The following is a 19534-nucleotide window of genomic DNA, read 5'->3' as shown; positions in this document are numbered from 1 at the left end:
TGGGGTTAGCGCATGCGAAAGAGATGGTGGAATCATGGGGAGGAAGAGTTGAGATTGTGTCTGAAATGGGAAAGGGAACAACATTAAAACTTATTTTGCCTCGAGAGAGAGCTCCAGATTGGTTTGTGCCAAAACTTGAGATTGAGAAAGGAACGGCGGTTGTTATTTTGGATGACGATCTTTCGATTCATCAGGTATGGGATAATCGGTTTCAAGGACTCAATCTTGAAGTCATTCATTTTTCGACGCCGTATGAACTCAAACAGTGGCATCAGCACCAGGAACGCCGTCAGGCGCGGTATCTTTGTGATTATGAATTGCTTGGTCAAAAAGAAACGGGGCTTGATGTTGTCAGACATTTGGGTATCCAGGATCAGAGCATTTTAGTGACGAGCCGTTACGAAGAGAGAGAAGTCCTGGAGCAGTGTTTCAAGCTTGGAGTGAAATTGATTCCAAAATCAATGGCAGGATTTATTCCGATTGCTCTTCGACAGGCTCAGGGTGACCGGCAAGAAGACTGTCATCGCGAGCCTGAAGGGCGTGGCGATCTCCCGAAAGCACTGTCTGTAGGAGATTGCTTCGTCGCTGAGGCTCCTCGCAATGACAAACAGAGCACAAACGGAAAAGGACTTTCAGTCCTCGTCATCGATGATGACCCGTTGATCGGACTTTCATGGCGATCGCAGAAAGGTGCATTAAAGATCGGACAACTTCAGATTTATTCGAATATGGAGAAATGCACCTCAAATGGTGTCATGTATTCTGATGTTGATATCGCCTTCATCGATAAAAATATTCCTGAAACGACATGGGAACTTTCGAAAACGATTTCGTATCTCAAGGAGAAGGGAGTGAAGAAGGTTGTCATTGCCTCTGGTGAATCTTCTGCAGATTTAAAAAAAGATGTTGCTTGCCAGCACGCTGACCATATTCTCTCCGAAAAAATTCCGAGAAATTTGAAAGAATTTTTATAGTGTTCCGAAATCCGGATTTCTGAACACTTTTATAAGCAGGTAAAGTTACTCATTGCTGATAAAACAACGAAGTACAACAATCCGGAATGTGGTATGGAAATCGCCTACATTATATAGTAGTCATGTTGAGTCGAGGAAACACTTTGCAATTGCGAATCTGGAATGATCGCTTCTGGACTTCACAAACCTTAAGGAGATGTCATGGACGGAGTGAAGAATGATTTTCTTCGCGTGGCAGCCGCACAATTGAATTCAACTGGGGACTTGCAGGCAAATCTTGAGAAGGTCTTTAAATATATCATTCAGGCCAAAGAGGCTGGTGCACAGTTCATCTCTTTTCCTGAAAACAGTCTCATTTTTTATGATCCTGATCATCCCAAAAACGTTTCATTTGGATCTGATGACAACCCGATTCGGGAGATTGTTGCTCTCGCCAAAAAGCTTGAGATAGCTGTGCATATTGGGTCTTTTCCTGAAAGGATTCCGGATACAGAGAAAGTATATAACACAAGTGCCATTATTCATCCTGATGGTCGCTTAGGAGCCCTTTACCGAAAAATTCATCTCTTTAATTTTCGATTATCAGAATCCCAACAGATCTGCGAAAGTGACCGTGTGCAAGGTGGTAGGGTGCCCGTCATCGATGCGCTCGGTCCCTGGAATTATGGATTGAGTATCTGCTATGATCTGCGTTTTCCTGAACTCTATCGTGTCCTTTCCCAAAAAAAGGCTCATATATTACTCATTCCGAGCGCTTTTACGTCTGTAACCGGTCCTTCACACTGGGAAGTGCTTTTGCGAGCGCGATCCATTGAAAATCAATGCTATGTAATTGCAGCTGCGCAATGGGGAAAACACAACGCTTCACGAGAGAGTTTTGGTCACACGATGATTATTGACCCGTGGGGCGGAATTATCAGTCAATTATCTGAAAGTGAGGGACTTATATACGCTGATTTGGACTTCAAGGAAATTGAAAGGGTAAGGCAAAAACTTCCGGCTCTTGCGGATAGAAAATTGTCATGAAGAAAATAAATACTCATGTATTGGTTGCGTTATGTGTGGCATTACTTTCGATTCAAAACGTCGAGGGGAGTGAATTTCCTGTCCCAAAGAAGAGACTCTATATCATTCACAGTTATCATCTTGCAATTTCTCTCGTAGAAGAGGGAGTAAAGAAGGTTGTCATTTCCTCGGGAGAATATGCAGAAGATCTTCGTCGTGATCCTTCCTGCCAGCTCGCTGACGGGATCTCCAAAGAAAAAGTGCCGAGAAATCTCCATCAATTTTTAGACTGATCATCTCAACCATGCTCTCACTTACACAATCTATTCTCATCGAAGCTTCATTAGATAATGTCTATCAGACGATCATCGATTTCGAAAAATATCCTCACATTTTTACGGCAGTCAAAAAAGCAAAAATTATAAAAAAGAATAAAAAAACACCACGTGTCTCTTTTTCGCTCAATATTCTTCGGCAAGTAAACTGTATTCTCGATTTTCATCTTGCACCAGATCATATCAAGTGGAAATTGGTAGAAGGGGATATGATGAAACGTAATGAAGGGAGTTGGACCTTGGAAGAGATGGGAAAAAATGAAGTCGATGTGACGTATCAACTGAACGTTGATCTTGCCGTTTGGATGCCAACGCTCGTTGCAGAACCCTTGATGAAATCAAATGCTTTAGGTATGTTGAAACAGTTGAAACGATATGTTGAGAGATGACTTTTTCAAACCGCGCGAGCGGTGCGAGTGGCGAAAAGCATCTCGCAGGAGGTTGTCACTATGGCGTTGATGCTACAACCGACTAAGAGAAGAGCAGCGATTTTTCTCCGTAAAGAAAAAACGACTGCGTCTTTTCGACATCGCACCCGAAGCAGGTTTGAAAAAAGAAGTTAAAACACAATATGACCCAACGATTTACAGAAACATTTAATTGGCCATTGTTTGGTGTTGTGCTGACGCTTCTGGCGATTGGACTCGTGAATCTCTATAGTGCGGTCTCTTTTTGGGAAGAGACAAACGCCGTTTCGCTTTTTTGGAATCAAATGGCATGGGTCGGAGTCGGATTGCTCGTGATGGTCGCGGCTATTTTTTTTGATTATCGTGTTTTCAAATCACTCGCGATCACGATTTATGTTCTTGTGTTGTTACTTCTGATGATTTCGATTTTTTTTGGTTCGACTGTGCGCGGTACGCATGGATGGATTCAACTGGGGCCTTTCAATTTGCAGCCAGCAGAGCTTGCAAAAATCGCTTATATTTTAATTGCGGCGAAATATTTCAGTGACCATCCAAACCCAGACGGCTGTGGTCTTCTCGATTTATGGCAACCATTCTTATTTATGTTTATCCCGGTTGCTCTTATTATTTATCAAGGTGATCTTGGTTCTTCCCTTTTTCTTATCTGTATTTTTATGTCGCTCGCTTTCTTTGCAGGTATTCGTCGTAAAACACTTCTTCTCGGACTTTTTTTAGCAATTGCAGCAGCCGGTTCGTTTTATACTTTTGGTCTGAAACCTTATCAGCGTGATCGTATTTTTTCATTTCTTCATCCGGAAGAAGATGTTCGTGGTCGTGGTTATCATTTGATGCAATCAAAAATTGCGGTCGGTTCAGGAAAGATTTTAGGAAAGGGATATCTCAAGGGGAATATCAATAAGCTTCAGTATTTGCCCGAGCGTCATACCGATTTTATTTTTCCGGTGCTTGCAGAGGAATGGGGTTTTCTCGGTTCTGTTTTTGCTCTTGGACTCTATGCTGCTTTTCTTTTGATGGGAGTTGAAGTTTCGCGAAAAGCGCGTGATCGCTTCGGTATTTTTTTAGCGTTGGGAATTGTGGCCATGATTTTTTGGCAACTCGTTATTAATCTCGGAGGAGTGCTCGGTCTCATCCCTCTCACCGGTGTCACACTTCCGCTTTTAAGTTATGGTGGTTCGTCGATGGTCACGATTTTGATGAGTATCGGAATTCTTCTGAGCATCAGTCTTCGGCGCTTTATGTTTTAAGAGCCAGACGCTTTCTGGCACAACATTATGCCAGAAATTCGTCAGGCTCCTTTTGGTGTGCTCAACAATGAGAGAACTGTTGACTGAAATATCAGCAGTGATTAAAGCAGAATCAATCAAGGAGAACGTTATGGCAAAAAATATTTTTGATGTGACCGATGCAACATTTGCAACAGAAGTGCTCAGTGCAGATAAACCGGTGCTTGTCGATTTTTGGGCTGAGTGGTGTGGCCCCTGCAAGGCGCTCACTCCGACACTGGAAACCGTTGCACAGGAACAGGAAAATAAAGTGAAAGTTTGCAAGGTGGATGTCGATCAGAACCCTAAAGTGGCCGCTCAATATGGTATTCGTAGTATCCCCGCTGTCATGCTTTTTAAGGGTGGCCAAAAAGTCGATCAGGTCATTGGCAATGTCCCCAAAGGCACAATTGATCAACTTCTGAAAAAAGCATAAAACTTTAAAATTCGAATTCTTCCAAAATAATCTCTCATCTTTTACTTTAAAACTGAAAACGTCTCTCGGAGGCGTTGTCTCACTACGGCAAAAATCCTCACACGCCGGATTTTTGCCTGCGCTTCAGCCTGCTGTGCATTGAGGCTTCGTTTCCAGCGTCTGAAGACGCCGCTCAACAATCGCCTCCTACGGCCGTTTTCAAAGCCTAAATCATTGACTTTTTTGAAGGATTTGCTAATCGCCTCGATCTTCTTGTGCAAAGGCTGCTGAAAAAGAATCGTATGCGAGGCAGCCTGAGGAAGCCGACTGAAGCGTACTGCAAATGTACGCTGCAAGGAGTGCTGACGAAGGCAACGAAGCAGACGAACTTTTTCAGCAGCCTAATCCGGGCATATAGCTCAGTTGGTTAGAGCACTACCTTGACATGGTAGGGGTCAGAGGTTCGAGTCCTCTTATGCCCACATGGCTGCGCCATTTCTTTTTATGATTTCAACGTTGTGTTGAAAAAAGAAGATGAGATTTTTGAGGGCATTGTATTTAAAATGTCAAAACGAGAAACAGAAAAATACGAAGAGAGCTATTTATATCGCCTTCGTCACACCACAGCGCATGTGATGGCAGACGCAGTCCAGCGACTCTTCCCTGAAGCCAAGGTAACGATAGGCCCTCCGGTCGAAGATGGATTTTATTACGATTTTGATTATCCGAAAGGATTTTCCACGAGCGATTTAGAAAATATTGAATCGATGATGAAAAAAATCATCGATCAAAAATTACCTCTGCAGCGACGTGAAATTTCACGTCAAGAGGCGCAGAAGCTCTTTGAAAAAAAGAATGAACCGTACAAACTCGAGTTGCTCAATGCGATCGGTTCTGATGAGACGTTGACACTGTATACACATGGTTCCTGGGAAGATCTCTGTCGTGGTCCGCATGTGGAGCATACAGGTGAAATTAAAGCGTTTAAGCTTCTGAAAGTTGCCGGGAGCTACTGGCGCGGAGATGAAAAAAAGAAGCAGCTTCAAAGAATTTATGGAACTGCTTTTTCCACCAAAGAAGAGCTTGAAGATTATCTTCGCAAACGTGAAGAGGCGGAAAAGCGAGATCATCGTCGTCTTGGAAAAGAGCTCGATCTTTTTTCGACGATGGGAGATCTCGGTGCTGGGCTTATTCTCTGGCACCCCAAAGGTGGCCGTGTTCGTCAAGCCATTGAAGATTTTTGGCGCGAAGAACATCGCAAAGGGGGATATGAACTTCTCTTTACCCCTCACATTGCACGTCTTGATTTGTGGAAAACATCGGGACACTGGGAGTTTTATCGCGATAACATGTACACGCCGATGTTAGTCGATGATGTTGAGTACGAACTCAAACCGATGAATTGCCCGTTTCACATTCAGATCTATAAAACTTCTCTTCGCAGTTATCGCGATTTACCCTTTCGATGGGCTGAGCTTGGAACGGTGTATCGTCATGAACGATCAGGTGTGTTGCATGGGCTCATGAGAGTCAGAGGTTTTACCCAAGATGACGCTCATCTTTTTTGTCGTCCAGATCAACTCGAAGAAGAAATTACCACGACGCTTGCCTTTTGTTTGCATATCCTTCGTTCGTTTGGATTTACAGTTTTTGATGTCTATCTTTCGACAAAACCGGAAAAGCATGTGGGGAGTGATGAAGCATGGACTATGGCCACAAAGGCGTTGGAAAATGCTCTCAATGCCTCAGATCTTCATTATGAAGTTGATCCTGGCGAAGGAGTGTTTTATGGACCAAAAATTGATATCAAAATTCAGGATTCATTAGGAAGGGCATGGCAATGTTCCACGATTCAAGTCGATTTCAATTTGCCAGAACGATATGAACTTGAGTTCGTGGGGAACGATGGCGAAAAACATCGACCCATTATGATTCATCGTGCGCTTATGGGATCGCTTGAACGTTTCTTCGGAGTTTTGATTGAACATTATGCAGGAGCATTTCCCGTATGGCTTGCTCCGGTTCAAGCAAGAATTGTGACGATTAGCGATGAACAGCGTGAGTTTGCGAGTTCGATTCAGACGGCACTGGTGAATCGCGGATTTCGAATTGAGTTGGATGATCGAAATGAAAAATTAGGATTAAAAATTCGTGAAGCAGAAATGCAAAAGATTCCGTATATGTTGGTGATTGGGAAAAAAGAACAAGAAGCAGGGTTGGTTGCGATACGATCACGAAACTATGGAGATATGGGGAAAAAATCGGTGCAAGAATTTACCGATCATCTTTTTGCTGAAGTCAGCGAAAAGAAAACTCATCAACACTAAGGAGGTTTTTATTACGAAGTCGCAGCCGCTACCATTGCCAGTACCAATGCCAACACGAGCTCCTATTCGTAAAGATGAGCTCCGAAGAAATCATCGGATTCGAGTTCCGGAAGTGCGATTAATCGGATCGCAAGGAGAACAGCTTGGAATTTTTATCACTCCCGAAGCAATTCGTCGCGCTGAAGAAGAGGGATTAGATCTGGTGGAAATTTCACCAACGGCAAAACCTCCTGTTTGTAAAATTATGGATTATGGAAAGTATAAATACGAACAAAGCAAGAAAAAGCACGAAGCCAAGAAGCATCAAATTGTGGTGAAAACAAAAGAGATTAAACTGCGTGTCGGAACTGATGAACATGATTATCAAACGAAACTCAAACATGTTCGAAAATTTTTCGAGATTGGAGATAAAGTAAAAATTACGCTTCGATTTCGTGGACGTGAAATGTCTCACAAAGAGCTCGGAGAACAACGGATGAAGCGAATTATTGAAGATGTGAAAGATGTCGCAGAAGTAGCACAAGCAACACATCTTGAAGGAAAACAAATGCAAATGCTTTTGGCTCCTTTAAAGAAAACGAAAAAATAGGAGAAGGATATGCCCAAATTGAAAACACGAAAAGCTGCTGCGAAAAGATTTCGCGTTACCGCAAGCGGAAAAATTAAAAGAAAGCGGAGTAAGCTTCGACATATTTTGACGAACCGAACACCAAAGCAAAAGCGCCGTCTTCGACGCGGTGGCTATATTGCAGATGTTGATGTTCCAGCGATGAAAAAATTACTTCCATATGGATAAAAGTTAAGGAGGGCGTATGCCACGAGTAAAACGAGGATTTAAAGCGCGTCGTCGACGCAACCGTTATTTGGATGCTGCTGAAGGATTTTACGGCGGCCGCAGTCGCATGATTCGAACGGTGATGGAGGCTGTGGAGAATGCATGGAAAGCTTCTTATCGCGGTCGCAAAGAAAAGAAGCGTGATTTTCGCGCTCTTTGGCAGACTCGTATTTCTGCAGGAGCCACTGCTTCTGGTATGAACTACAGCAGACTCATGGGGAGTCTTAAGGAAAAACAAATTGCGTTGAATCGCAAAATGCTTTCCGAGCTTGCTATCCATTATCCAGATGACTTTAAAGCGATTGTTGAGTTTGCCCGACCTAAATAAATTTGAGGTTCCTTTTATGAAGGAGTTGATCGAACGCATTCAGGTTCTCGAGCAACGTGCGCTTCAGGAGATCGCGCACGTTGATACAGCCAATGCCGCAGAAGCGTTTCGTGTCAAATATCTTGGTCGAAAAGGAAATATCACAGCGCTTTTTCAGGAATTAGGAAAAGTTCAAAAAGAAGATCGACCTGAAGTTGGTCGTCATCTCAATGAACTTCGCGTTAAAGTGGAAGAAAAAATTGCGAAGCTCAGCGAAGAACTTTCCCGCGGTGAAGAGAAGCGGGCAGTGACATCAGAGCACGTCGATATTTCTCTCCCTGGTAGAAAATTTCCAAAAGGCTCTCAACATCCTCTCACTCAAGTGATGCAAGAGGTCGTTGATATTTTCACTGATCTCGGTTTTTCGATTCATGAAGGTCCTGAAATTGAAACTGACTATTATAACTTTGAAGCTCTCAATTTTCCGAAAGGTCACCCTGCGCGAGACATGCACGACACGTTTTATGTCGATGATGGTCGACTCCTCCGTACACACACCTCTCCGGTTCAGATCCATGTCATGGAAAAGATGCAACCACCGGTGATGATTATTGCGCCCGGTGCTGTCTATCGCTGTGATAGCGATGTTTCTCATTCACCGATGTTTCATCAAGTAGAGGGCTTGCTTGTGGATGCACATGTGACTTTTGGAGATTTGAAAGGAATTCTTTCTCAGTTTTGCCATCGTTGTTTTGGTGATGATCTTCCTGTTCGTTTTCGTCCCAGTTTTTTCCCTTTTACTGAACCTTCTGCTGAACTCGATATTGGATGCGTTATGTGTAAAGGAAAAGGATGTCGCGTTTGCAAGCAAAGTGGTTGGGTCGAAATTCTGGGATGTGGAATGGTAGATCCAGAAGTATTTAAAGCCGTAAAGTATGATCCAAAGAAAGTTACCGGTTTTGCATTTGGAATGGGCATTGAGCGAATCACGATGCTGAAATATTGCATCAATGATATTCGTCTCTTTTTTGATAACGATCTACGATTTTTACATCAATTTTAATCATGAAAACACCTCTCACATGGCTTCGTGAATTTGTCTCTTTTGATGCTTCAATCGATGAGCTTGCCGCAAAACTTACGATGGCTGGTATCGAAGTCGAGGAGATTCAAGGTAAGGGAGACCGTGCGATTTTTACGTTAGGGATTACGCCGAATCGTCCTGACTGTTTGTCGGTTCTCGGCGTCGCACGTGAAGTTGCGGCCGTGGGTGGAAAACTCAAGAAAGCGAAAACTCGTGTGCCTTCAGGAAAAGGACGCATGAAAGATTTTATTGCGGTGCAAGTTGAAAATGAAACGAGATGTCCTCGTTATACCGCGCGCATCATTAAAGGAGTGCGTATTGCTCCTTCACCTCCCTGGCTTGTGCAGAGACTTGAAGCATGTGGGATTCGGTCCGTGAATAATGTTGTGGATGCGACGAATTATGTCATGCTCGAGCGGGGTCAGCCGCTTCATGCATTTGATCTTCGCGATCTGCGTGAGCAGACCTTGCGCATTCAAACTTCTTCCTCTTCTTTAACATTTCAAACGCTCGACGGAGTTTCGCGAAAGCTTGAGCGAGAAGATCTCTTGATCTGCGATGGCAAAGGACCTGTGGCTCTTGCTGGCATTATGGGAGGGAAAAATTCTGAAATCCATGCGGAGACATTTGATCTTCTTCTCGAGAGTGCTTATTTTGAACCGGCCGGTATTCGTCGCTCATCGCGCAGACTTGGACTTTCAACGGAATCTTCCTATCGCTTTGAGCGAGGCGTTGATCCGAATGCCGTGCTCGAAACACTTCATCGTCTTACGCAACTGATCACAGAACTTGCAGGTGGAACACCGACTGAAGACTGGCTCGATCTTTATCGAAAGAAAATTCTTCCTGCTAAAATTTCTTTGTCATTCGAAGAAGTGCGTCGCGTTCTTGGGATGACGATAACGTCGGCTGAATGTGTGAAATTATTACAGCGCCTTCAGTTTCGGAAAGAGAATCAAACTGCCAAGCAGGTGACGTTTGAGATTCCGACCTTTCGTCAGGACCTTTCACGACCTATCGATCTCATTGAAGAGATTGCGCGAATCTATGGCTACGGTCATATTCCTGAAACACTGCCGCGCGTTGCTCTTTCTTCTGTTTCTCGACCAGAGCATGAGCAGCCTACACGTCATATTCGAACTATGCTCACCACCCTCGGTTTTTCTGAAGCGGTGCTCATGGCATTTATCAGTCCTGAAGAACATCAACGATTTACTCTCAAGGGTTATACTCCTCTTCTTTTGACGAATCCTCTTTCGCCAGAAGATTCTTGTATGAGAACGAGTCTTTTGCCAGGTCTTTTGCGTGTGATGCGGCTCAATAAAAATCATCAACAGACAGATGGTCGATTTTTTTCAATGGGACGTGTCTATCATCGTGAAGAAGGGAAAAAAGAATCTCATGAACCCCTTCATCTGGCGGGTCTTATGATGGGGCGTCGTTCTCCGCGAGCTTGGGAGACATCGCGTGTGAACATCGATTTTTTTGATCTCAAAGGAGTGCTCGAACAACTTTTCGAAAAACTTCATTGTCAGAACATCGTCTTTGATCGCAAAGATATTCCTTCTTTTTTTCATCCCGGAATATCCGCATCGATCACCGTGCAAGGAACTCCGATCGGTTATGTTGGGCGACTTCATCCCTCTGTCATTCAAGCGTCAGGACTTGAAGAAGAGATCTTTGCCTTTGAACTGAACGTGCAATTACTTCTGAAAGCTTCACACTTTTCACGCCAGTTTCTTCCTCTTTCTCGATTTCCTTTTGTTGATCGCGATTTTTCAATTGTGATTGGTGAAAACGTAACGCATGAAGATATTGAACATCTGATTCGCGAGATGAAAATTCCGATTTTTCAGTCTATTCATCTCTTTGATTTCTATCGAGGGAAAAATATTCCCTCGGGAAAAAAAAGTGTTGCTTATTCTCTGCGCTACGCTTCTCATGACAGAACCTTAACCGATGAAGAGGTCACCAAAGCTCATCAGATGATTGTTCAAAAGCTTCAAACCTCCTTTAAAGCTGAATTAAGAACATAAGAAACAGGGGTTTTCATGGCGCTTCTCGACCTTTTAGAGGGTTCCCCGGTAACCACAGAGAATAATTGACGAATCTACACGCCGGTGCTATCCTTACCTCACCTATCTTCTGAAGGGGGTGCTTATGACGAAGGCAGAAATCATCGAACAGATTTACGAAAAGATTGGATTTTCCAAGAAAGAATCTTCAGACATTGTTGAACTTGTTTTTGATACGATGAAAGAGACTCTGGAACGAGGGGAAAAAATTAAAATTTCGGGTTTTGGTAATTTTGTGGTTCGCCAAAAGAGACCTCGAATCGGTCGCAATCCTCAAACAGGCCAGGAGATCGAAATTTCAGCGCGACGAGTTTTGACGTTTCGTCCAAGTCAAGTGCTGAAGGCAGCTCTCAATGGTGATGAGAGTGATTCTTCCGAAACTCATGGTGCCATAAATCATGTCTGAGCTTCATTCCCAGTCCATTCCGAATAAGCTCTATTTTCGTATTGGAGAAGTGAGCGATATCGTTGGTGTGAAGCCCTACGTGCTTCGTTATTGGGAATCAGAATTTCCTGATATCAAACCTTCGAAGTCAAAATCAGGTCAGCGTCTTTACAAACGTCGAGATGTGGAAACACTTCTTGCCATTAAGACGCTGCTCTATGAAGAGCGTTTTACCATTAACGGTGCTCGTAAAAGATTAAAAGATCGTATCAAGAATGGAAAACCTTCTGAATCCGTATCTCATGATCATATTGATGCGTATGAAGAGAACAGTATTTCACTTGATGCAGCTCCGGTTGCGACACCGGTAACAGTGAAACCTGTTTCGACGTCGCCAGCACGTTCGCCGGTTGTTTCATCACCAGAACGAGTGAAAGTGGCAGCTTCTTTATCTTCCGAAGCAGCGCCTGATCTCAGCGATCGACGAAAATTGCTGACCAAAGTTCGCAAAGACCTTGAAACTCTCCTAAAACTTGTGCGAGAGGATATCTAAACTAAACATTTACTCGGGGCGTAGCGCAGCCTGGTAGCGCACTTGCATGGGGTGCAAGGGGTCGCTGGTTCAAATCCAGTCGCCCCGACAAAAGACCCGCCACTAAAGCGTTGGTGGGTTGACCCACCCCAAGAATTGTGGGGGTTAAAGGAGATGGAGAATGTTTTATGAAAGTCTCGCAGAAGTGATTGGGAACACACCTCTGGTACGACTGCACACTGTCGCTTTGGGAGTGAAAGCGCGCGTCTATGCGAAACTTGAATATTTTAATCCCGGAAACTCCGTTAAAGATCGCATTGCGCTGAAGATGGTTCAGGATGCTGAAAGAGAAGGGAAGCTCAAGCCTGGTGGAACCATTATTGAAGCCACAAGCGGAAACACCGGTATTGGACTTGCGATTATCGGCGCTATTAAAGGATATCGTTGTATTTTTACGATTTCTGATAAACAGAGTTCAGAAAAGGTCGATGCGCTTCGAGCCTTTGGCGCTGAAGTGATTGTCTGCCCGACCAATGTAGCACCAGAAGATCCGCGCTCTTACTACTCAGTTGCAAAGCGACTTAGTCGTGAAATTCCAAACTCCTATCATCCAAATCAATACGATAATCCTTCAAATCAATGGGCTCATTATGAAACGACTGGCCCAGAACTTTGGGAACAGAGCGATGGGAAATTAACTCATTTTGTATGTGGAATGGGGACCTGCGGGACGATGACAGGTATCTCTCGTTACTTGAAAGAAAAAAATCCGAAAATTCAAGCGATCGGTATCGATACGTATGGATCGGTCTTTCAAAAATATAAAGAGACAGGAAAATTTGATGAAGCGGAAATTTATCCTTATCTCATTGAAGGTATTGGAGAAGATATTCTTCCTGAAAATTCCGATTTTGGACTCGTGGATCAGGTAGAAAAAGTGACGGACAAAGATGCTTTTTTGATGGCGCGCGAGCTTGCTCGTCGGGAAGGGATCTTGGTTGGCGGATCATCGGGAGCTGCGGTAGTGGGTGCTCTCCGCATTGCGAAGAAGCTCAAGAAAGATGATATCGTGGTGGCGCTTCTTCCCGATCACGGTTCTCGTTATTTGGGAAAAATTTTCAATGATACCTGGATGAAAGCTCACGGTTTTGTGGAAGAGACGCATACGACTCTTCAAGAACTTTTAAACAAAAAGAAGAAAACACGTCGGCTCATTTCAGTTTCTCCTGAAGAACTTCTCTCCAAAGCCATCGAGATCATGAATGAACATAATATTTCTCAGCTTCCCGTGATTGAACGTGGAGAAGTTGTCGGGAGTCTTATTGATTCAAATATTTTGAGTGCGGTTCTGAAAAAACCAACGTGTCAATCAGATCCGGTCCGCACGGTTATGGACGAACCTTTTCCTTTTGTGAATCCATCTCTCAAAATCGATGAACTTGTAAAAAAACTTTCACGAGAACGTCCTGCGGTCATGGTTCAAAAAGAGGGTGGAGGATTTGAAATCATTACGCGCTATGATCTCGTTCTCCTTTTTTCAGGATAACGTATGAGTGTGAAAGAGAAAAAAGCTCTCGTCGCCATGTCGGGAGGTGTTGATAGTTCTGTTGCTGCTTATCTCATGAAGGAACAGGGCTATGAGGTTATTGGTGTTTCAATGCATCTGGTGAGCTGTCATCGTTCCACAGGGAAAAGTTGTTGTTCCGCATCTGATCGTTCCGATGCGCGCGATGTCTGTACCACGCTTGGCATTCCGCACTACACGCTCGATTATCGCCGTGAGTTTCAACAAAAAGTGATTCAACCATTTATTGCTTCATATGCGCGAGGGAGAACGCCAATCCCTTGTACGAGTTGCAATGCTGAACTGAAATTCTCTGCATTTTTTGAAGATATGCGTGCACGAGATGCAAAGGTGATTGCAACGGGACATTATGCTCGTGTGAGTCTTGATCGGAGTGGAGCGTATCGTCTTTTTCGTGGCTCGGATGATGCGAAAGATCAAAGTTATTATTTGTTTCAACTGACGCAAGATGAACTCAAACATCTCGCGTTTCCTTTGGGAGATCTCACGAAACAGGATGTTCGTCGGATTGCGCGCGAGCAAGGATTTATCACTCAGGATAAACCGGAAAGTCAGGAAATCTGTTTTGTTCCCGACGACGATTATGTGGCTTTCGTTGAGCAAAACGGTGCGCATCTTCTTCAGGGTGAAGGAAATTTTGTCGATCTCCAAGGAAATATTCTGGGGAAACACGCGGGTATTCACGCTTACACCGTTGGGCAACGGAGAGGATTAGGGATCAGTCGCGGAGAGCGAATGTTTGTGGTCGAAATTCGCGCACAACAAAATGAAGTGGTGCTTGGAACTAAAAGCAATGTCATGCGAAGAGAGATGGAAGTTCGAGGCCTTCATTGGGTCTGTTGGCAGAAAGAGAAACAGATGGGTGAAGAACAATATTTTGAACGTCCCGTTCACGTCAGAATTCGCTCGCAACATCCTCCGGCAAAAGCTTTCATCACTCCTACGGGAGAACGTTCGATTTCGGTCCGATTTGAAGATCCCCAATGTGCGATTACTCCGGGACAAGCGGCCGTTATTTACGATGGGGATGAAGTTTTAGGTGGAGGATGGATTCAATGAAAAAGCCGCGAGTGGCTTTTGAAACGCTGGGCTGCAAAGCGAATTTTTTTGATACGCAGCAGCTTCAAGTTATATGTGAACGTCTCGGTTTTCAGATTGTTCCTTTTTCATCGGAAGCAGATGCCTATGTGGTGAATACGTGTACGGTGACAGCGCATGCGGATCATCAAGGTCGTCAAGCGCTTCGTCGTGCGCATCGACAAAATCCTCTGGCGCTTGTCATCGCGACCGGTTGCACCGCACAAATTTCTCCTCAAAGTTTAGAAAGTATTGAAGGCGTTGACGCTGTTTTTGGAACGCAGCAACGTGAAGAAGTGATTCGATATCTTGCTCAAAGTTTTCTTGTGACGGATGCGCCCCCTTCTACTTTTGATGAATCTGTTCCTCTTTCCCAAGATCGCGCACGCGCTTATCTGAAGATCCAAGATGGTTGTAATTTTCGATGTGCCTATTGTGCGATTTGGAAAGCTCGTGGCAAAAGCCGAAGTCGTCCTGTCGCGCTTTTGGTCGATGATGTTCATCGTTTGGTCGATGCGGGTTATGAAGAGGTGATCATCACTGGGATTCATATCGGAAGTTATGGTCGCGACCTTCAAGGGCAACCAAAACTTTCTCATCTTCTGCAAGAAATATATGCAAAGACGTCTGTTCGTCGTATTCGTCTTTCATCTCTCGATCCTGAATGTCTTGATCCGGATCTTTTAGAACTTTTTCTTTCCGAAAAAAGACTTGCCCGTCATCTTCATCTCTCCTTGCAGAGCGCTTCTGACTCCGTTCTTCGCTTGATGCGACGACGAACCAAAAGCGCTGACGCAAAAAGAATCATTGAAGCGCTCACTGAAAATTCGAAAGGTTTTTTTATTGCGGCTGATATTATGGTCGGATTTCCAGGTGAAACTGAAGAAGATTTTAAACGCACGCATCAATTCCTAGAGGAACTTTCATTTGCATGGCTCCATGTTTTTCCTTTTTCTGCTCGTCCGGAAACTGTTGCAGAAACAATGTCAGCACAAGTTGCAAAGAATGAGATTCAGCGACGTGCGCGTCTTCTGACTTCTCTTGCTCATGCGAAAAGAGAGAAATTTTATCAGAGCCAAATTGGAGAAACGCTTCCCGTTATTGTGACGTCGAAACAAAAAGATGAAGAAGGATTTCTTCATGGGATCAGCGATAATAATGTGCCCATCTTATATCCTGACACAGGTGCACGTCATGGCGCATCTGAAGAAGTTCTTATTGAGAGAGTCCATGACGGAAAAGTTTACGGACGATGCCAATCACTTCAGAAGAAAAAAAACAACTTAAGGCGTTTGAAAAGCTCTTTCACTACAGCTTTCGAGAGCGAACGCATCTTAAGTGCGCATTAACGCATAAATCTTATGCAAACGAACAGCGTTTACCCGCGCTCGAACATAATGAGCGATATGAATTTTTGGGTGATGCGGTGTTGGAACTTGCCGTGAGTCATCTTCTCATGGAACGATTCCCCGAGCATGCAGAAGGGGATCTCTCAAAACTTCGCGCTGCTATTGTCAATGAAGAGCAATTGGCTGAGCTTGCGCGGAACATGAAGCTTGGAGAGTTTTTATTTTTAGGAAAAGGAGAAGAGCAAACAGGAGGTCGAGAAAAATCATCGATTCTCTCGGATGCTTTTGAAGCTCTTCTCGGCGCTGTTTATTTTGATCGTGGTTTTCTCAAAGCGTTTGAAGTGGTGCACCATCACTATGAACCGTTGCTCAAGGAAGTAAGTGGAGTGGAATTCGTCAAAGATTATAAAACGCAACTTCAAGAGGAATCACAAAGTCGTTTTCGATCTATTCCTCGGTATACTCTTCTTCGCACTTCTGGACCTGATCATCAAAAAACATTTGAAATCAGTCTCTCGATTTGTGGTGAAGAGAAAAGTGTTGGAAGCGGAAGCAGCAAAAAGGCGGCCGAGCAAGATGCGGCGAAACAAGCGCTTGAAAAAATACGAAAAGAGAACAAGTCATGAAATTTGGAACGGTTGCGCTTCTTGGTGAACCAAACGTTGGAAAATCGACGCTTCTCAATCATATTCTTGGTGAGAGCCTTGCGATTGTCACTCCAAAACCACAAACAACGCGTAATCGTATTGTGGGAATTCTGAATCGTCCGGAATCTCAAATTGTTTTTCTCGATAGTCCTGGTTTCCATGTTTCATCTCAGGCGCTTTCGCAGTCGATGATGAGTGTCCTTCATCAAGTGATTGAAGATGCTGATATCGTCTGTTTTCTGGTAGATCCTTGGAATATCGATTCTGCTCGAAGCGAACAACTCTATCGCAAAATTGCGCATAAACCCCATGTCGTTGCGTTGAATAAAGGAGATCTTCTTCAAAAAAAGGATCTCGATCGTTTCGCAAAAAAAATTCATGATGAATGGAAAGTAAAAGAACTTCTCGTGATCTCAGCACTGAAAAACATTGGGATTGGAGAGTTGCTTCAAACGCTTGAGAGCTTTCTCACTGAAGGGGAACCGATGTTTCCGACGGATATCTATACACAGCATCCCGTCCGATTTTTAGTTTCCGAAATTATTCGAGAGCAAGTTTTTTTACAGATGCATCAAGAAATTCCGTATGCAACCCTTGTGCATCTCGAAGAATTTCAGGAACCGACAGAGAAGCAAAATATCACGAAGATTAAAGCAACGATTGTGGTGGAAAAAGAGGCGCAAAAGAAAATGGTGATTGGAAAGGGCGGCGAACGCATTAAAAACATCGGGACGCTCGCAAGAAAACGGATCGAAGAACTGGTCGAAACAAAAGTTTTCTTAGATCTTTTTGTTCAGGTCGATGAAGGATGGACCAAAAATTCTAAAAAGATTGAAGACTTTGGAGTTATTTTTTAATGAAATCTCTCCGTAATTATTATGAAATTCTGCGTGTCAGCGCTGATGCTCCGGTAGAAATTATTACCGCGGCATATCGTGCGCTTTTGTACTCTCTCAAAAAACATCCTGATCTCGGTGGTGATGAGCGCGAAGCTTCTGAAATCAACGTGGCCTATGCAATCTTGCGCGATCCTCAGAAGCGGCGTGAGTATGATCTCATTTTGCGCACCACACAGAAGAAGATCACACGAAAGAAAAATGAAGAGCGACGTCAAGCCTTTCGTCGTTCGGTGAATATCATTATTTCGTATTGTCTTGTGCATGACAGTCGTTGGTATTCTGCTCGAGTGAGAGATATTTCATACGGAGGATTAAAGTTGGTAACGTCTGAACCTTTGGGTAAAGGACAAGAGATTACGATCACCAGCGCAAATCCGACAACACAAGCCCTTCGCGGTACGGTGCGTTGGTCGCGAATGACAAATCCTTCCTTGTTTGAACGTCTCTATGAAGCGGGTATTGCCTTTGATCAGGAAGTTGAAGATATTGATGGACGTTTTATGATTTAGGGCGAACACCGTTCGCCCCTACTTACGTTTTCTTTCGAAATTGCAATCGAAGTGGAATCCCGCGTATGCCAAGCGTTGTTTTTATAGCTTTTGTCAAATAGCGACGATAACTGGTTGCAATGCCTTGTGGCGCGTTTGAAAAAAAGACAAAGCGCGGAGGAAAAGTTCCCATTTGTGTTCCATAATAAATGCGAATGCTTTTTCCACGATACGCAGGAAGATGATGCTCAGAGAGAGCACGCTCAAGAAGTTTATTGAGCTCTGAAGTTGAGAGTTTTGATCCCAGTGCTTTATAGAGTTCTTGGATTCCAGGAAAAATTTTAAGACATCCCTGTCCCGTTTTGGCTGAAAGTCGAAGAATGGGAATATCACGAAGCTCACCGAGAAGATCGCGCAGCGATTCAATATATTCTTCCCAGTTTTTTTCAAGCAGATCACTTTTATTAACGGCAAGGAGCAAACCTTTGCCCTGATCAAAAACATAATCAGCCAGATTTCGATCGCGATGGGTTAATCCAATATTCGCATCGATCATCAAGACAGCGATGTGACATCGATCAACTGTGCGCAGTGTTCTCATCGTGGTGATGCCTTCAAGATAATCAACGTCGAGTTTATGTTTGCTGACGCCAGCCGTATCCACAAAGAGATATGGTTTTTCGTCATAGGTAACTGCGACATCGATCGCATCGCGCGTTGTTCCAGGAGTTTCATGGACAAGGACACGCTTCTCCCCGACGAAACGATTGATCAAGGTTGATTTCCCCACGTTTGGACGGCCGATGATCGCCACATGCGGTTCGTTTTTATTTTTCTCTTCTTCTTCTGGAAGTTTAGGAAGTTTTTCGACCACTTCATCAAGGAGCTCTCCGATGCCACGACCGTGTTCGGCTGAGACGAGAAGGAGAGAGGTGAGACCAAATTGATAGTATGAAGCAACATGAGGTTCGTTTCGATCCGTATCGATTTTGTTCATGGTAAAAAGAACAGGTTTTTTTGTATTTCTGAGACGTTTCATCAGTTCGTAATCGGTCGATGTCGGTTCTGTTGTTCCATCAAAAAGCGCAATAATCAGATCTGCTTCTTCAAGTGCCATAAGACTCTGTTCCGTGACCGCTTGATCAAGTGTGGAACTCGCCTCAAGATCGACGCCGCCGCTATCAATGAGAATAAATTCGCGACCCGCCCAAAAACAGGGAGCATAGAGTCGATCTCGAGTGATTCCCGGTTGATCGTGGACAATGGCCTGACTTTTTCCGGTAAGACGGTTAAAAAGACGGGATTTCCCGACATTGGCACGGCCGATGATAGCTACGAAGGGTTTCATAAGGTAAGAACGCTCATACTTCTTTTTCCCGAAAAGTCTACGGCGAACTTAGTTGACAAGATACCCAAAACCATTAATTTTATGGTTCTTTTTGGCGGGGTAGCTCAGATGGTGAGAGCGACGGATTCATAACCCGTAGGTCGGCGGTTCGATCCCGCCCCCCGCTACAACCTGAGG

21 protein-coding genes and 3 tRNA genes are annotated in these 19534 nt (G+C 44.1%); 23 read left to right on the top strand and 1 reads right to left on the bottom strand.

All coding sequences use genetic code 11. From position 1 onward, the window contains the following. The first annotated feature begins 23 nt into the window (after window positions 1–23). From A3C46_07815 to A3C46_07710, 22 genes are all read left to right on the top strand, one after another. Entirely contained in the window at window positions 24–974 is a 951-nt protein-coding gene (locus tag A3C46_07815) for a hypothetical protein (GenBank protein OGQ21787.1), read from the top strand. Between the two features lie 201 nt (window positions 975–1175). After that, on the top strand, window positions 1176–2000 hold the full coding sequence (locus A3C46_07810) for a hypothetical protein (GenBank protein ID OGQ21786.1): 825 nt from the start codon (window positions 1176–1178) through the stop codon (window positions 1998–2000). Next, window positions 1997–2272: a hypothetical protein gene (locus tag A3C46_07805; protein OGQ21785.1), complete on the top strand. Its 276-nt coding sequence runs from the start codon at window positions 1997–1999 to the stop codon at window positions 2270–2272. Before A3C46_07810 ends, A3C46_07805 begins: the two co-directional genes overlap by 4 nt. An 11-nt stretch (window positions 2273–2283) precedes the next feature. Next, window positions 2284–2703, top strand: a complete 420-nt coding sequence (locus A3C46_07800) for a hypothetical protein (protein OGQ21784.1) — start codon at window positions 2284–2286, stop codon at window positions 2701–2703. Window positions 2704–2885: 182 nt separating this feature from the next. Then, window positions 2886–3986 (top strand): rod shape-determining protein RodA, encoded by a 1101-nt coding sequence (locus A3C46_07795; GenBank protein ID OGQ21783.1) that lies wholly within the window; start codon window positions 2886–2888, stop codon window positions 3984–3986. A 130-nt stretch (window positions 3987–4116) separates the two neighbouring features. Then, window positions 4117–4440 (top strand): thioredoxin, encoded by a 324-nt coding sequence (locus tag A3C46_07790; protein ID OGQ21782.1) that lies wholly within the window; start codon window positions 4117–4119, stop codon window positions 4438–4440. 387 nt (window positions 4441–4827) lie between these two features. Further along, window positions 4828–4901 (top strand) — tRNA-Val (locus A3C46_07785). 81 nt (window positions 4902–4982) lie between these two features. Continuing rightward, complete coding sequence (locus A3C46_07780) at window positions 4983–6746, top strand: threonine--tRNA ligase (GenBank protein ID OGQ21781.1); 1764 nt, start codon at window positions 4983–4985, stop codon at window positions 6744–6746. Between the two features lie 46 nt (window positions 6747–6792). Beyond that, entirely contained in the window at window positions 6793–7335 is a 543-nt protein-coding gene (locus tag A3C46_07775) for a translation initiation factor IF-3 (GenBank protein ID OGQ21780.1), read from the top strand. 9 nt (window positions 7336–7344) lie between these two features. Beyond that, entirely contained in the window at window positions 7345–7542 is a 198-nt protein-coding gene (locus A3C46_07770) for a 50S ribosomal protein L35 (protein OGQ21779.1), read from the top strand. 16 nt (window positions 7543–7558) lie between these two features. Then, on the top strand, window positions 7559–7909 hold the full coding sequence (locus A3C46_07765; protein OGQ21778.1) for a 50S ribosomal protein L20: 351 nt from the start codon (window positions 7559–7561) through the stop codon (window positions 7907–7909). Between the two features lie 25 nt (window positions 7910–7934). After that, the gene (locus A3C46_07760) at window positions 7935–8951 is read left to right on the top strand and encodes a phenylalanine--tRNA ligase subunit alpha (protein OGQ21777.1); all 1017 of its coding nucleotides are present in this window, start codon (window positions 7935–7937) and stop codon (window positions 8949–8951) included. Window positions 8952–8953: 2 nt separating this feature from the next. Next, the gene (locus A3C46_07755; GenBank protein OGQ21776.1) at window positions 8954–11008 is read left to right on the top strand and encodes a phenylalanine--tRNA ligase subunit beta; all 2055 of its coding nucleotides are present in this window, start codon (window positions 8954–8956) and stop codon (window positions 11006–11008) included. 124 nt (window positions 11009–11132) lie between these two features. Further along, window positions 11133–11453: an integration host factor subunit alpha gene (locus A3C46_07750; GenBank protein OGQ21775.1), complete on the top strand. Its 321-nt coding sequence runs from the start codon at window positions 11133–11135 to the stop codon at window positions 11451–11453. Then, window positions 11446–11985: a hypothetical protein gene (locus A3C46_07745; GenBank protein ID OGQ21774.1), complete on the top strand. Its 540-nt coding sequence runs from the start codon at window positions 11446–11448 to the stop codon at window positions 11983–11985. The genes A3C46_07750 and A3C46_07745 overlap by 8 nt, the downstream gene beginning before the upstream one ends. A 14-nt stretch (window positions 11986–11999) precedes the next feature. Beyond that, window positions 12000–12076: transfer RNA gene (locus A3C46_07740), tRNA-Pro, on the top strand. Window positions 12077–12145: 69 nt separating this feature from the next. Continuing rightward, the gene (locus A3C46_07735) at window positions 12146–13510 is read left to right on the top strand and encodes a cystathionine beta-synthase (GenBank protein OGQ21773.1); all 1365 of its coding nucleotides are present in this window, start codon (window positions 12146–12148) and stop codon (window positions 13508–13510) included. A gap of 3 nt (window positions 13511–13513) precedes the next feature. After that, window positions 13514–14608, top strand: coding sequence for a tRNA 2-thiouridine(34) synthase MnmA (locus A3C46_07730; protein OGQ21772.1), 1095 nt, complete (start codon window positions 13514–13516; stop codon window positions 14606–14608). Beyond that, window positions 14605–15975, top strand: a complete 1371-nt coding sequence (locus A3C46_07725; GenBank protein ID OGQ21771.1) for a tRNA (N(6)-L-threonylcarbamoyladenosine(37)-C(2))-methylthiotransferase MtaB — start codon at window positions 14605–14607, stop codon at window positions 15973–15975. Before A3C46_07730 ends, A3C46_07725 begins: the two co-directional genes overlap by 4 nt. Continuing rightward, window positions 15879–16601: a ribonuclease III gene (locus A3C46_07720; protein OGQ21770.1), complete on the top strand. Its 723-nt coding sequence runs from the start codon at window positions 15879–15881 to the stop codon at window positions 16599–16601. Before A3C46_07725 ends, A3C46_07720 begins: the two co-directional genes overlap by 97 nt. After that, window positions 16598–17479, top strand: coding sequence for a GTPase Era (locus A3C46_07715; protein ID OGQ21769.1), 882 nt, complete (start codon window positions 16598–16600; stop codon window positions 17477–17479). Before A3C46_07720 ends, A3C46_07715 begins: the two co-directional genes overlap by 4 nt. Continuing rightward, window positions 17479–18030 carry a hypothetical protein gene (locus tag A3C46_07710; GenBank protein ID OGQ21768.1) on the top strand — a complete coding sequence of 184 codons (552 nt, stop codon included), beginning with the start codon at window positions 17479–17481 and terminating at the stop codon, window positions 18028–18030. The genes A3C46_07715 and A3C46_07710 overlap by 1 nt, the downstream gene beginning before the upstream one ends. A 22-nt stretch (window positions 18031–18052) precedes the next feature. Here the strand turns inward: A3C46_07710 and A3C46_07705 are convergent, their stop codons facing one another. Beyond that, complete coding sequence (locus A3C46_07705; GenBank protein ID OGQ21767.1) at window positions 18053–19357, bottom strand: ribosome biogenesis GTPase Der; 1305 nt, start codon at window positions 19355–19357, stop codon at window positions 18053–18055. Between the two features lie 93 nt (window positions 19358–19450). Between A3C46_07705 and A3C46_07700 the strand changes: the two genes are divergently transcribed. Next, window positions 19451–19527: transfer RNA gene (locus tag A3C46_07700), tRNA-Met, on the top strand. Window positions 19528–19534 lie beyond the last annotated feature (7 nt).

The organism is Deltaproteobacteria bacterium RIFCSPHIGHO2_02_FULL_44_16 (assembly GCA_001798185.1).
In the GTDB taxonomy this organism is placed as follows: Bacteria; UBA10199; UBA10199; order 2-02-FULL-44-16; family 2-02-FULL-44-16; genus 2-02-FULL-44-16.
The sequence above is the reverse complement of the archived record's forward strand: the minus strand, read 5'-3'. Positions and strand labels throughout refer to the sequence as shown.